18 protein-coding genes are annotated in these 14204 nt (G+C 44.6%); 11 read left to right on the forward strand and 7 right to left on the reverse strand.

Features of this window, described 5'->3' with window-relative positions:
* From DWV53_RS15635 to DWV53_RS04460, 7 genes are all read left to right on the forward strand, one after another.
* Entirely contained in the window at nt 1-150 is a 150-nt protein-coding gene (locus DWV53_RS15635) for a hypothetical protein (RefSeq protein ID WP_176425588.1), read from the forward strand.
* Nucleotides 151-160: 10 nt separating this feature from the next.
* Entirely contained in the window at nt 161-586 is a 426-nt protein-coding gene (locus DWV53_RS04435; RefSeq protein ID WP_022120280.1) for a biotin/lipoyl-containing protein, read from the forward strand.
* A 185-nt stretch (nt 587-771) separates the two neighbouring features.
* Nucleotides 772-1581, forward strand: coding sequence for a HesA/MoeB/ThiF family protein (locus tag DWV53_RS04440; protein ID WP_220432000.1), 810 nt, complete (start codon nt 772-774; stop codon nt 1579-1581).
* A 220-nt stretch (nt 1582-1801) separates the two neighbouring features.
* A complete protein-coding gene (locus DWV53_RS04445; RefSeq protein WP_147468737.1) occupies nt 1802-2086 on the forward strand; it encodes a hypothetical protein in 285 nt (94 codons plus the stop codon).
* Nucleotides 2074-2403, forward strand: a complete 330-nt coding sequence (locus DWV53_RS04450; protein WP_118151897.1) for a type II toxin-antitoxin system RelE/ParE family toxin — start codon at nt 2074-2076, stop codon at nt 2401-2403. The genes DWV53_RS04445 and DWV53_RS04450 overlap by 13 nt, the downstream gene beginning before the upstream one ends.
* Nucleotides 2404-2415: 12 nt before the next feature.
* On the forward strand, nt 2416-2721 hold the full coding sequence (locus DWV53_RS04455; RefSeq protein ID WP_118151899.1) for a hypothetical protein: 306 nt from the start codon (nt 2416-2418) through the stop codon (nt 2719-2721).
* 73 nt (nt 2722-2794) lie between these two features.
* Entirely contained in the window at nt 2795-2980 is a 186-nt protein-coding gene (locus DWV53_RS04460) for a hypothetical protein (RefSeq protein WP_118079098.1), read from the forward strand.
* Between the two features lie 132 nt (nt 2981-3112).
* On the opposite strand, the gene DWV53_RS04465 is transcribed toward DWV53_RS04460, so the two are convergent.
* From DWV53_RS04465 to DWV53_RS04480, 4 genes are all read right to left on the reverse strand, one after another.
* A complete protein-coding gene (locus DWV53_RS04465; protein ID WP_118151901.1) occupies nt 3113-3325 on the reverse strand; it encodes a hypothetical protein in 213 nt (70 codons plus the stop codon).
* Between the two features lie 34 nt (nt 3326-3359).
* Complete coding sequence (locus DWV53_RS04470) at nt 3360-3626, reverse strand: nucleotidyltransferase domain-containing protein (RefSeq protein WP_259318908.1); 267 nt, start codon at nt 3624-3626, stop codon at nt 3360-3362.
* 81 nt (nt 3627-3707) lie between these two features.
* Nucleotides 3708-4133: a putative toxin-antitoxin system toxin component, PIN family gene (locus DWV53_RS04475; RefSeq protein ID WP_118151904.1), complete on the reverse strand. Its 426-nt coding sequence runs from the start codon at nt 4131-4133 to the stop codon at nt 3708-3710.
* The gene (locus tag DWV53_RS04480) at nt 4134-4358 is read right to left on the reverse strand and encodes a hypothetical protein (protein ID WP_118151906.1); all 225 of its coding nucleotides are present in this window, start codon (nt 4356-4358) and stop codon (nt 4134-4136) included.
* A 362-nt stretch (nt 4359-4720) separates the two neighbouring features.
* Between DWV53_RS04480 and DWV53_RS04485 the strand changes: the two genes are divergently transcribed.
* Entirely contained in the window at nt 4721-5581 is an 861-nt protein-coding gene (locus tag DWV53_RS04485) for an Abi family protein (RefSeq protein ID WP_228114396.1), read from the forward strand.
* Between the two features lie 305 nt (nt 5582-5886).
* Here the strand turns inward: DWV53_RS04485 and DWV53_RS04490 are convergent, their stop codons facing one another.
* The gene (locus DWV53_RS04490) at nt 5887-6525 is read right to left on the reverse strand and encodes an HU family DNA-binding protein (protein ID WP_118151907.1); all 639 of its coding nucleotides are present in this window, start codon (nt 6523-6525) and stop codon (nt 5887-5889) included.
* A 416-nt stretch (nt 6526-6941) separates the two neighbouring features.
* On the opposite strand from DWV53_RS04490, the gene DWV53_RS04495 reads away from it, so the two are divergent.
* Nucleotides 6942-8249: an exonuclease SbcCD subunit D gene (locus DWV53_RS04495; RefSeq protein WP_181992408.1), complete on the forward strand. Its 1308-nt coding sequence runs from the start codon at nt 6942-6944 to the stop codon at nt 8247-8249.
* Nucleotides 8246-11701, forward strand: a complete 3456-nt coding sequence (locus DWV53_RS04500; RefSeq protein ID WP_118151911.1) for an AAA family ATPase — start codon at nt 8246-8248, stop codon at nt 11699-11701. The genes DWV53_RS04495 and DWV53_RS04500 overlap by 4 nt, the downstream gene beginning before the upstream one ends.
* A 252-nt stretch (nt 11702-11953) precedes the next feature.
* Here DWV53_RS04500 and panD read toward each other — a convergent pair whose 3' ends face one another.
* A complete protein-coding gene (panD, locus tag DWV53_RS04505; protein ID WP_117692769.1) occupies nt 11954-12298 on the reverse strand; it encodes an aspartate 1-decarboxylase in 345 nt (114 codons plus the stop codon).
* A 60-nt stretch (nt 12299-12358) separates the two neighbouring features.
* On the reverse strand, nt 12359-13210 hold the full coding sequence (gene panC / locus DWV53_RS04510) for a pantoate--beta-alanine ligase (protein ID WP_118151946.1): 852 nt from the start codon (nt 13208-13210) through the stop codon (nt 12359-12361).
* A 175-nt stretch (nt 13211-13385) separates the two neighbouring features.
* Between panC and DWV53_RS04515 the strand changes: the two genes are divergently transcribed.
* Entirely contained in the window at nt 13386-14198 is an 813-nt protein-coding gene (locus tag DWV53_RS04515) for a glycogen/starch synthase (RefSeq protein WP_118151913.1), read from the forward strand.
* Nucleotides 14199-14204 lie beyond the last annotated feature (6 nt).

Raw genomic sequence — 14204 nt, forward strand, 5'->3', positions numbered from 1 at the left:
ATGGATAAGAATATTTATGCTGCAATTGCCATGGCACTCTATGAGTATCAGGGCAATAACGTACACGACAAGGAGCCTGGCATCATCACTATCAAGCCACGTCAGACGATGTGGAACGCCAAGTTCTTGAGTTTAACAGCTAAACCATAATGTAATAGAAATGAAAGAGTTTAAATATACAATTGACGGAAAAGAATACAAGGTTCAGATTGACGCTGTTGAGGGTAACATCGCAAGCGTGAACGTGAATGGCGAAGCTTACAAGGTTGAGATGGAACAGGAGGCTGAGCCAGAGAAGAAGAAGGTTGTGCTTGGTCAGCCAGCTGCTGCATCTGATGATGCTGAGGCTACTCCAGCTGCCAACGTAAATACAGCCAATGCTGTAAAGGCTCCTCTCCCTGGTACTATCACCAGCATTGAGGTAGCTGTTGGTCAGGAGGTAAAGGCAGGTGATACTGTTGTCGTTCTCGAAGCTATGAAGATGCAGAACAACATCGAGGCTGAGAAGGATGGCAAGGTTACTGCTATCTGCGTTAAGCCTGGTCAGGCTGTGCTCGAAGAGGATGCACTCGTGGTTATCGAGTAAATCAAGAATTTGAGAATTAGAGAATTATACTTCCAGATTCGGGATTATAATTCGGGTTCTTATAAAGAATATCAAAGGTCGCAAGCTGTTAATTGTTTGCGACCTTTTTCTATACTGCTGTATGAGCATAAACTGCTATACAAAGTAATTTTTTACTAAAGAAAAAAGACATAAAGTACTATAAAATGATAGATTTAACAGAAGAACAGATAGAAAGATACAGCCGCCACATCCTCCTTCAGGATGTAGGCCTCGAGGGGCAGGAAAAGCTCCTCAATGCCAAGGTGCTCATTATTGGTGCCGGAGGATTGGGTTCCCCAGTTGCCCTCTACCTCGCTGCGGCTGGCGTGGGACATATCGGTATCGTGGATGCCGATGTGGTTGACCTCAGCAACCTGCAACGACAGGTCATCCACCAGACCAAGGACTTGAACACCCCTAAGGTGGAAAGCGCCAAGGAGAAGATGATTGCCATCAATCCTGATGTGGAGGTAACAACCTACCATACCTTCCTCGCCTCAGACAATGCCGAGGAAATCATCAAGCCATGGGATTTCGTCATTGATTGCACCGACAACTTCCCGGTGAAGTTCCTCATCAATGATGTCTGTGTGCGACTGGGCAAGGCATTCTCGCATGGCGGCATCCTGAGATTCCAGGGCCAGACCTTTACCCACCTGCCAGGCACGGCATGTTACCGTTGCTTCTTCAAGGAACCACCTCCAGCAGGCACTGTTCCTACCAGTAGCCAGGCAGGAGTCCTTGGTGCCATCGCTGGTATGCTCGGAACCATCCAGGCTGCCGAGGCGTTGAAGTACTTCCTCGGTGTGGGCGAACTGCTCACCGACCGATTGCTCACCTTCGATGCCAAGACGATGAACTTCCGCAATATCAAGGTAAAGAAGCGTGCATCCTGCGAAATCTGCGGCGACCACCCTACCATCGACCATCTCATCGACTACGAGCAGGCAGCCTGCGATTTGAAGCACCACTAAGATTTAGTGATTATTTTCGAATAAACACATATAACAAAAAGCAAAGTCACAATACCCAGCACCATCTGCCGGATATTGTGATTTTTTTTCAGAACCGTCCCAAAGCCCAACAAAGAACAAAAACCTTGATTATAAGATACTTTATAAAACATTTCTCCCATTTTCCTTGCATGATTCAGATAATAATCGTAAATTTGCAGCAGATAAAATACGCAAGCTTATGAAAGAGAAAAGACATACATTGCCAGAAGAGCAGAAAGATGCAGCATTCGCAGCAGAGCCTGCACCAGCCTATCACGGAAATGCCGCCATAGCACTTCCCGAGGATGAATGTGCAGAAGAAGATATTGACTGGAATAAGATTCCTGTTGGCTGGCATCCGGCTAATGAAGAAGAAGCCGTGGCTAGGATTGAAGCTATTGAGGCGGAGTATGAGAATGGGCAATATATTGATGCTGAAGATTTTGAAAGAGAACTAATTGCGCAATATCCATGGCTAGCATAAGATTAACACTTTATTTCAAAAAGGAATTAAAGACTGTTATCGACTATGGATTAGTTGAATTCGGCAAAACCACAGTAAAGCGATTCCATAAAGAATATAAAGACATCAAGCATCGCCTGATGCTTCATCCTCTTTCTTCACCCAGAGAGCCATTGCTTAAGCGATTCCACCGCCCTTACCATAGTGCTATCATCAAGGAGAATTGGAAGATTATCTATCGCTACGACGAAGCCAACGACCTCGTCATTTTCGTAGATTTATGGGATATGAGAAGAAGTCCTAGATATCTGATCAGACAATTCAAAAGAAAACTATAAAGGAAAAAGCTTATGAAGGAGAAAAGATATACATTACAAGAAGAGCAGCCGACTCCTATTGGCTGGCATCCGGCTAATGAAGAAGAAGCCGTGGCTAGGATTGAAGCCATTGAAGCGGAGTATGAAAGGACAGGTGTTAGCTATAATGAAGAAGAGTTTTTCAATAAACTAAATGAAGAACGAACATGGTCAAATGCAGATGACTTTGAAAAAGAACTAACGGCACAAGACCCGTGGCTAGAAGATTGGAAACGTTCTATCAGTATAGAAGATTTTAGAAAGAACTGCAAGAATAAACTGAATAAGCTTTTTCCGTAACTTTTCTCCCGTATTCCTTGCACTATTTTTGCAGCGACATAAATAACAATATAATTAATAGGAGGATAAAATTATGGCAAGACCAATTAGAGAAACGCCAATATTATATGGCAAAGACGCCGAACGCTTTGTTGAAGAAATGAAGCGTGTAGAGAGTTTAACAACAGAACAGCGAAAAGCTAATAGAGAAAAGCTACAAGCTGAAATCGCTGTTCTTGACAAAGAATGGAATTTAACTTATAATGCACTTCGAGGATGAAAATTGACTATCGAAATATACAAAAAACATTTCGGGCTGCCTCCATAATGGAAGCAGCCCGAAGTTGTTTATCCATACTTGTAACAGAAGTTCAATTATATATAAACTAAACCCGCTTACAAGTCAATGTCTTTACTCCTCTTTATATGCCACATACTCCTCACGAGAGATTGGAGTCTCCGGGGCAACAATCAAGACTTCATCATAGGTCAAACCATAGAGGTGATAGACGAGGAAGTCGATAGTTTGCAATTCATGTTGGCAAGCATCATCTTGCTCATTACGTTTCTTTTCATTTATTTTCTTTGCCGGTTGAACAACCTCATCCGTATTTCCAATAACCATTGGCATTTGTTCCAAATTCTACGTTGTTGACCCTCTAGCATAGCATCACCCCATCCTCTTCTACATTATTATAAAAAGGACTGCCCTTTTTGCTCTGCCAGTCTTTCATCGAATACACAATCGGGTGAATCATCTGATTGATTTGCCATCCCAATTCCCAAAGAGGATAGGTGTAATTATCATGATCCTGCTCATCTATCTTATCCTTGTTCAGAAGCACAAGGATGTCCCAGTCGGAATCTGCTTTAGCATCCCTTCTAGCCCTTGACCCGAAAAGGATAACCTTGGCATCTTTCGGCATAATCGACTCCGCTTTCTTCAGAATCGACTTGAGTATACCTCATCTTCAAGATGTTCCTTATTTACAAGCAACATAATAGTATCAGTTTACGAGACTACCTCCTTTTAGTATAGCTAAAAATGCATCAATATCAATTGCCGTAAAATCGAATTCAGGATTAAATCTAATTACGTCATAATGATGATCTTGACTCACGATATACTTCGCATTTGCAGATATGGCACAATCGACAAACTTATTGTCATCAGGATCTGATTTTATCAACTGATATCGCTTTTGTGGATTAATAAAAATTGTATTAGAAGATGCTAATATAGCATTGATAATATTATTTGCCACCAATGAACCGACCTTTCTTGTCAATATCTCTTCATATTCCAAAACAACCTCATTCGAAACACACAACAAGTACTTTCCTGCCAAAAAGTCAAGAAGAATCTGATGATAGGGACTCTTTCGAGGAATCGACATCAACAAACAATTTGTATCTAATACAATCCGCTGCATTTATTCAGAATAAGGCGTTCTCATATGTTCATGCTTCCATTGCTCAATAGTATTTTCATCTATCAAGCCCTTATCCCACAATTCATCTGCGGCATCTATTGCTTTTTGCGCAAAATAACCAGATAGCAAATCCGTGATTTCAGCCATCTGCTGGTCAGAATTGACATTAGACATCAATTCTACAACCCTTTGCTGATATTTATTTAAAGAAGTTATTGTCGTCATAACACTATCATTTAAATTACACCGCAAAAATACGAAAAAGAATTGAAACTAACAAATATTCTGAGAGATATTTGCATTTATTCTTTTCTCTTTACCCAAACCTTATGGCTGCCGCGGCCAAACGAATCTATCGGCGAAGTATCATCTTTGATAAAATCCATCAATTATGTAAAAAGAATCTATTTTTTGTGATTTTTCTTTTCAAAAAGTTTGTTTTATCAAAGAATCTTTGTATCTTTGCAGCAACAGAACTCGTTTGCATCCCATTAGAACTGCAAGCGAGTCATTTTTTATATATAAGACATATGAATCAGAGACCAAGAACCATACAAGAACAATTGACCAGACTCAAAGAAAAGGGAATGGAATTCAATGATGAACAAATTGCTATTTCATATCTAGCAAGGATTAGCTATTTTCGCCTAAAATACTATTGGGTGGATATGTTGGATATTAATACTAGGCATTTCGTCAATGGTACAAGTTTTAATACAATCATAGACCGATATGAGTTTGACAAAAAGTTGCGCAATATTCTTTTTGGAGCAATTGAAATCCTGGAAGTGGGATTACGTACAAAATTCATAACAACTCTTTCGTTGGCAACAAATACAGGATTATGGTATTTGGATAATTCCCTTTTTGAAAACCAGCAGTTTCACACAAACCTGGTGCTGGATATGAAATATGAGTTCGCTCGAAATTCAGATCCTTTTGTTCGACAGTATATTTTAGACCATCCCGATTGGGACAAAAATACATTGTCCGGAGCTAATCCTGACGCGTGGATGATTTTTGAAACTGCTACATTTGGAACTCTATCTAAGATGTACAAAAACCTATTGAATCAATCTCCATTAAAATCAAGAATAGCAAATGAATTTGGTTTATATTCTGCCCGAGAACTTTCAAGTTGGTTAGAAGCTATTTCTGTCTTACGAAACATCATTGCCCACCATTCAAGAATATGGTATAAGATATTTTCTAAGAAACCGACAAATATAAGCCATCATAGGAATGAATGGATGCATTCAAACTTAACAGAGCACCAGCGTAAACGTGCGTTTGGCGTAATATCCTGTCTTTTATATCTGTGTAATGCTATATGTCCAAACAACACTATCAAAAAGGATATAAAGGAACTTTTTGCTTCATACCCAAACATTCCTATTTTTATGATTGGCTTCACAAGAGCATGGGAAGAAAATCCTATTTGGAAATAAATATCTCAAATAAAAAAGAGCTGTCATCTGTGGTAACTATCATAAATGACAGTTCTTATATTCTAAGCTTTTGCCCTTTACCTTTACGCTATGTGCTGGTGAACGTTGGTTTTGGGCATGCATGTATTATACAAGAGCAGAAATACGACTCTAATTTACATAAGAAAAACCAAATCTTTTTTCTCTAAACTAATGTCACTATTGCCACACTTCCTGATAACGCTCTGGTATTTAGCGTTTTAAGCGTGGCAATAAGGGCATTTTTTATTATCACCTATTGCCACCTATTGCCACACTCTAGTATTTTATTCTTTCCTCTTCACCCAAACCTTATGGCTGCCGCGGCCTAGTGAATCTATCGGCGAAGATTTATCACAGGTCAGCTCCTTCAGTTCCATAGAGGCGGAAGTACGGCTCAGGTTGTTGATGGAGGCATAATCGCCTAGGGTGAGGACTCCGTTCTTCTCTATCACCTCCAGGGCTCGGGCAATGCGCTCTTCCTTGGAATAGAGCTGCTTACGGATAACCTTTACACCTCCCATATCACGCTCCAGGTCACGGTCGGTTTCACGCTTCACATCCTTGACAAACTCAGGAGACGCCTTGAAGTTGATGTCTTTCACTCCCACCTTGCGGTACGTCATCTTATCATCTGGATTCAGAATTTCCCTAGGCTTCTCATCCTCGAAAGCGAGGGAGAGGGAGAAGGTGCCGAAACCTTCCAGATTCACGTTGTACCCCATGGAGAGCATATCTCTCAGCATATCAACCACATCGGTCAATACAGCCTCCGTGGTACTTTCCGAAATACCGCGATGGTAGTTCTGCATCATCTTGACGAACTCTTTTCGGGATAGTGTACGGTTGGTCACCATCTTGGGATAAACTCTGCGCTTGCCATCATAGCGCATATCCCCCATTTCCTGCAATTTGTACTTTGCCATATCAGTTTCCTTTCCTATTTTAGTTTATTAGTATTTCTTATTGCAACAGCCTTTACATCCTATAGTATTTATTGTTATACTTAAGAAGAAAAGACCACAAACCTAGGAAGAAAAGTATTTAATCCTAGGAGAAATCTCCGTTCATAGACATTGAACCGACATTCAAAGTCTATGAACCGCCGTTCAAAGACACTGAACGGACATTCAATGTTTATGAACGAAGATTTCTACCTTGCAAAGATACAACTTTATCAGATATAAAACAAGACTTTTCCTGAATATCTTTACTTTTCCGGCCATAATTCTTCGCTTTTTGAGCTTATTTCTTTGCGTATCCCAAATAATTGTGTTAACTTTGTAGTCAGATTGCAAACCAAAGACAAAGCAAAAGACTAAGATTAGACATTCTTATGAGTATGAAGATATTAGCAACCAGCGACTGGCACCTGGGCAACCTGTTTCACGGCAACGACCGTCTGCCGGAACATAAGCATTTTCTGAAATGGCTCCTGGAACAAATCGCTGAACAAAAGCCCGATGCTCTCCTCATAGCAGGAGACATCTTTGATAACGGAAATCCATCGGCAGCGGCACAGACCGTTTATTACGAGTTTCTTGCCGATGCTACACAACTGTGCCCGAACATGCAGGTCATCATTACCGCCGGCAACCACGATTCCGCCAGCCGACTGGAGGCTCCCCGTCCGCTACTCACCCGATACCACGTGGAAATAAGAGGAAACGTAAGGAAAATCTGGAAGCAGGGAGAAAGCGAGGACGATGATAAAACCGGTGGACATTGGATTTATTCCTTCGATGACCTCATCATCCCCGTAACCAACGAGGAAGGAGAAGAAGTTATCATCCTCGCCGTACCTTTCCTTAGAAGCGATGTGGTGCAGAACGCCAGCTACTCGCAGGGAGTCAACGACTTTCTGAGAGAACTGATGGCTGAGGCTCGACAGAAATACCCGGGCAGGAAGTGCATCATGATGGCACACATGTACGCCAAGGGTTCGGATATCGCCAAGAAGGATGCGAGCGAGAAAATCATCATCGGCGGACAGGAGGAAGTGGACCTGGAAGGATGGAACGACCATCCCGACTATATGACTTGCGGACACATCCACAAACGGCAACATATCTGGAACACCGACTGGGCAAGATATACGGGAAGTATCCTCCCGATGTCGTTTGCCGAGAAAGACTACACCCACGGCATCGACCTCATCACCATAGAACACGGAGAAAAGGAGGAAGGAAAAGAAACCGGCAAGAGCAAGGAATGGAAAGTAGATTTCCTGGAATACAAGCCTCAGCACGCCCTCCGCATCCTGCCCGAAGATGAGGAAGAGCTGACCTTCAAGAAATGGCAGAAGCTCATCAATTCTGAACTTTCAGAGAGAACAGACGGCGAACTGAGCGACCATTTCGACTACGTAATGCTGAAGGTGAAACAGGAGAAACTGACCAGCGATGACATCAAGGAACTGGAGAAACTCGTCAACGAAAAGGATGCCGTGCTCTGCAAAATCCAGCGCATCATCCCACAACTGGACCTCTCCACCATCCAGGGTTCCCAGCACATCACCAGCATAGAAGACATCATCAACCGTCCGCCGCTTGATACGCTGAAGGAAGCCTTCGCCATCAGGCACAACGCTCCGATGAACGAAAGACAGGAGAAAATGTTATCCGATTTATTAACAATATCATCATTATGAAATTCCTACAACTCGAAATACTCAACCTCGCTTCGCTTGACAAACAGGGTGGCGAGGTCATCAACTTTGAAGAAGGTGCCTTAGGCGAGAGCACCATCTTCAGCATCGTAGGTCCGACGGGAAGTGGCAAGTCTACCCTACTCGACGCTATCTGTCTGGCTCTCTACAACCGCGCCCCTCGCTATCCCAGAAAGAAAGGAGACAAGAACCAGAACATCGAGATTTTCGGAGCTGCCGATGCCAGCGAAAGTAACCGTCTGGCTCCTACCGACAGCCGAAACATCCTGACACGTGGCAAGAAGGAAGGCTACAGCAAACTCACCTTCCTTGCCAACAACGGCAGCATCTACCGCGCAGAATGGCACGTCAGATTCCAGAGAGTGCGCTACGAGAACGCCAAGACTGCGCTCTATAAAATCACGAGAAACGGCGAAGAGATAACGGAGGAAGCTGCCGACTGGAACGAGCTGCCGAACATCATCGGACTCGACTACGACCAATTTCTCCGTACCGTACTCATCGCCCAAGGCTCGTTTGCCAACTTCCTGACGGCAAAGGAAAACGAGCGGTACGAACTCCTGGAAAAACTCATCGGATGCGAGGAAACTTATACGAACATCGCTACTGAAATCAAGAAGGCGAAAGACCAGGCGACGGATGCCTACAACCAGATGGCTGCATCGGTGGAAGCCGTAAAACAGAACCTGCTGAACGATGAAGAACTCGCCCAACTGAAGGAGGAAATCGACCGCCTGGAAAAGGTTGAGAAGGAACTCGACAGCCAGTTGCAAGCCATCTCGAAAGACCTGCAATGGTTTGAGGAAAACGATAAGCAAACCAAGCAAATCACTATCTATCAGACAGATATGCAGCAAGCAGCAGAAGCCATTAAAGAGATGCAAGCCCAGATTCTCCGTCTGCAGTTGCACGATGAAGTACAGCCAGCCGTCAACCTACTGCAGGAAGTAGAGCGACAGACGCAAAGCATCCAAGAGCAGGAAGAAAACATTCTGAAAGCGGAAGCAAACATCAAAAGTCAAGAGTCTGCCATCAGCGAAAGCGAGAAAACTCTCGCCAGTCTGAAGGAAGCAGTCGGCAAGGCACAGGAACAGCTGGAAAAGGCGCAGCCGGTCATCGCTGAAGCAAGGGCGCTGAAAACAAAAATGGAAGCGGCGATGCCGAATCTGAAAGAAAAGAAAGAGGCATTGGAGTTGGCTCAGAAAGAGAATCTAACTGCCCAGAAAGACGTGGAGGAAAACGCCCGAAACATCCAAAAATGGGAAGCCGAAACGGAGAAAGCGAACCTTGCCCTCAAAACGACAAAGGAAGAGATTGCCAAGCAGAAACAGGTTCTGCACGAAGCGACGCAAGCCGCTGAACAGGCTTGGGAGACGGAAAGAAATAAGACTGCCGGACAGAATATAGAGGAACTGCAGAGCCATAAATCGGCAGCTGAAAAGAAACTGCAGGATGTCCAGCAAGCCATCAAGGTTGTGGCTCATCTCGATACTGCCACAACAGAAAAGCAGAAGAATGAGGAGCGGATTCAGCTCTTGGGCAAAAGAAACGCAGAGATAGATGAAGCCCTGGGCAAGTTGACCATCGAGGCGCTGACCCAAGAGACCCTAACGCTGCGAAATGCCTATACCCTCATGGTGAGCGAGAAATGGGAGATTCATCGTGCCAACCTGACCGAAGGCAAACCTTGTCCGCTCTGCGGCAGCACGACCCATCCTTATCATACCGACAACAGACAGTTTGAGGAAGCCACCACGGAACTCTCGCAACTTCTGAAAGTCAAGGAGGATTTGCTGAAACTGCAGCAGAAACAGGAGAAGGATCTTTCCGGCGAAAAAAAACAGAACGACGGCGAAGTACAGACGCTCCAGAAACAACAGGAAAAGCTCTCGGGAGAAATCGCAACTTACGAAGAGGAATGGAAGGCGCTCATCGCCCAGTATCCAAAGATTCCGAAGGCTGAGGCAGAACTGAAATCGCTCTTGCCTATCTATGAAAACAAGGCGAAAGATGCGAGCAGTAAACTGAGCCACTTTAACAAGATTCAGAAAGAGATAGAACGGCTGACGCAACTCAAGGATAAGGCTGTAAAGGATGAAGTTGCGTATGAAAGCAAGGCTTCTACTATACTGAACAAAGCCCAGGAAAACACTTCAACCTGCGTCACAAAACTGGCTGAGCAGAAAGCACTTACAACCAACCTCATCTCACAGCAGAAGAGCAAGGAGGAGGCTTACGGGAAAGCCCTTCAGACATGGAATAGCGCCAAGAAGGAAATGGAGGAATGGCAGGAGAAATATAAGCAGATTCTGAATGGAGAAGAACCTGATGCGGCAGAACAAAGACTGACAGCAGCAAAGGATGAGGCAACGAAAGCAACTGATAAGCAGAACGAGAATATCAACAAACTGAAGGCAGAACTCGCCAACAGTAAAGGTTCGCATCAAACCATGCTGTCTCAGAACAAGACGATGAAAGAGAATCTGCAAGCGAAGGAAAAGGAACTCGACCTTTGGATTGAGGAATATAACAAGCAGCTTGAAGAAAAGAGCATTGAAGGAAAAGACTCCGAAGAGGAAGGCATCGAGAAAAGAAGTATCGAACCAAGCCTTATCGACCGAAATACCATCCGGGAGATGCTTCACTCTGCCGAAGACTGGAACGCTATCCGACGGGAAAAGGACGAAAAGGAGAAAGCCGTGGCTTCAACTACCGCCCTTTACCAGAGTGCAGAAAAGGCGCATCAGCAGCACTTGGAACATCAGCCAGCCCAAACCCGGGATGCTCTCTTAGCCATTCAGCAGGAGTATCAGGAGAGAAGCCAGCGCAACGAACTGATTGCTGCCAACGCCAGGATGCAGAACCATCAGGAAGCCGTGAAGCAGTTGGGTGACAAGGCTGAGGCTCTGCAACTCGTAACACAGGAAAAGGACGACTGGACAGCCATCACAGATGCCATCGGAGCAGACGGAAAGACGCTTCGCAAGATAGCCCAATGCTATACGCTCAGTTTCCTGATAGCGCACGCCAACCAGGAAATCAGAAAGTTCAACAGCCGTTACGAACTACAGCAGGTAAAGCATTCGCTTGGCATCCGAGTCATCGACCACGACCGGGCCGACGATATCCGAGACACCACCTCCCTATCAGGTGGCGAAACCTTCATCGTGAGTCTCGGTCTCGCCCTGGGCCTGTCGGCGTTATCTTCCCGTAACATCTCCTTCGAGAACTTGTTCATCGACGAAGGCTTCGGAACCCTCGACCCTGATACCCTAGCCACCGTCATCGACTCCCTCGCCATGCTGCAAAGTTCGCAAGGCAAGAAGGTGGGCGTCATCAGTCATACCGACACGATGAGCGAGCGCATCACCACCCAGATAAGGATTATCAAGAATGGCAACTCCGGCAGCAGCCATATCGAGATCTATCCTTAACCCATCGTAATTACACCTTCATAAAATAGTAATTACACCATTATATATAGGGTATACATACATTATCCATCCGTGAACAGGGCATCACCATCTATGTGGCTTACTGCTATTTCGCCACACCGAAACGCAAGTTTATCGTCACAAAACAAATATGCGTTCCTACGGATTCATCTATCCACAGGAACGCATATTCTTTATGATTATCATACGAGATTATCATTCTTTATACAATTCTATATCATCATACGATATTTAAACCTTATTTCCCTCTTTTGGGAAAACCACGGTTGGCTTGAAGGTCTTAGCCTCCTCAAAGTCCATCAGGGCATAAGCGATGATGATGACGGTATCGCCCACCTGCACCTTGCGGGCTGCAGCACCGTTCAGGCAGATACAACCGCTGCCACGCTCACCCTTGATAATATAGGTCTCCAAGCGCTCACCATTGTTGTTGTCTACAATCTGAACCTTCTCGCCTGCTATCAGATTAGCAGCGTCCATCAAGTCCTCATCGATGGTGATGCTACCCATATAATTCAGGTTAGCCTCAGTTACGGTCACACAATGGAGCTTACTCTTCAATACTTCTATCTGCATTGTTCTGTTATTACTTGATCTGTTACGGATTAAACTTAATAAAGAATATCTATCGAGGAATTATCCCTTATACTTGATATGGTCGATGAGACGGATAGGAGTCTTACCGCAATAAACGGTGATGCACCCTACCACATAGGCACTATCCTCCCATGAAGAAACATCCTGCAGGCTGTCGCCATCCACAATCTGGAAATACTCTACCTCCAGACCCTCTACAGCATTGATGTCGGCAACCACCTTATCATGAGTTTCCTGTACGGTATGAGTCTTGGCATACTCCACACTCTCCTTCAGGGCCTTATAGATGTTTGGCGCAATGGCACGCTCATCAGGAACCAGCAAAGTATTACGGCTGCTCTTAGCCAAACCATCCTCATCACGGACAATAGGACACTCCACAATCTGCACATCGCTGTTGATGTACTTCACGAGCTGCTTGATGACAGCAATCTGCTGCCAATCCTTCTCACCGAAATAAGCACGAGTTGGTCGAACGATATAGAAAAGACGGCTCACTACCTGACATACACCATTGAAATGACCCGGGCGCTTGGCACCCTCCATCACGGTAGAAACAGGTGGAAACTCAAAGTGGCGTGTATCTGGTGTAGGATACATCTCCTTCACCGATGGTGCAAACACATAGTCAGCACCACAAGCCTCCAAAAGCTTGCAGTCAGCATCGAGGGTACGAGGATAGCGATCCAAGTCACCCTGATCATTAAACTGTGTAGGATTCAGGAACACAGAAACCACAGTCACGCCATTTTCCTTTACACTGCGCTTAACAAGAGAGGCGTGACCCTCATGCAGCGCACCCATAGTTGGCACAAGGCCGATTTCCTTTCCCTCCTTACGACACATGAAGAGTTCGTTCTGGAGGTCAACAATCTTATTGAATACTTTCATCGTCATAATCTGTTTTCGGGTGCAAAATAACAACTTTTTTCTCAAATGAGAAAGAAAAAACCTAAAAATATGCGAATTAATGCCGAAAATAATGAATTTCGGAGAAAAAAATGCCCCTATTTGAAGTTTTTTTTGTACCTTTGCACGTAATTCGTAAGAATAAAATTTAATTTTTATGGCAAAAAAAGTATTATTTATCAATCAGGAGATCGACCCATACGTAGCCGAGTCTCACATGTCAATCATGGGACGCGAACTGCCTCAGAAGATGCAGGAAGCAGGTTTTGAGATCCGCACCTTCATGCCTAAGTGGGGCACCATCAACGAGCGTCGCGGACAATTGCACGAGGTCATTCGCCTGTCTGGTATGAACCTTATCATAGATGATACAGACCATCCGCTGATCATCAAGGTTGCATCTATACCAACAACACGACAGCAGATTTATTTCATCGATAATGACGACTATTTCAAGAGCCGCCAGATGGGCACCGATGAAAACGGAAAGGAATATGCCGACAACGGAGAAAGAGCTATCTTCTTTGCACGTGGCGTATTGGAAACCGTAAAGAAGCTCCGCTGGCAGCCTGATGTAATCGTCTGCCAGGGTTGGGCTAGCGCAGTAGTACCATTCTATGTAAAGACAGCCTACAGCGAAGAGCCTTCATTTGCAGAATCAAAGGTGATTACCGCTCTCTATACCAACGAACTCAAGGGTGAACTGGGTACCAACTTCAAACGTTGCGTTGCCTTCCGCGATGCCAAGTCAGAACTGCTTGACAGTTATCAGGACGACTTCAACTTCATTGAGCTCGGCAAACTCGCCATCGACTATAGCGACGGTGTAGTAGAAGGTGAAGAAGAAGCTAACCAGATTCTCTTTGATTATGCGAAGGAGAAGAACAAGCCTGTACTGGCTTATCCGGGAGAAGATATCCAGGAGCCATACGCAGACTTCATCAACAAGGTTTGTCCTGACGCAGAATAAAATTCC

This window comes from Segatella copri, assembly GCF_003465495.1.
Taxonomy (GTDB): Bacteria; Bacteroidota; Bacteroidia; order Bacteroidales; family Bacteroidaceae; genus Prevotella; species Prevotella copri_G.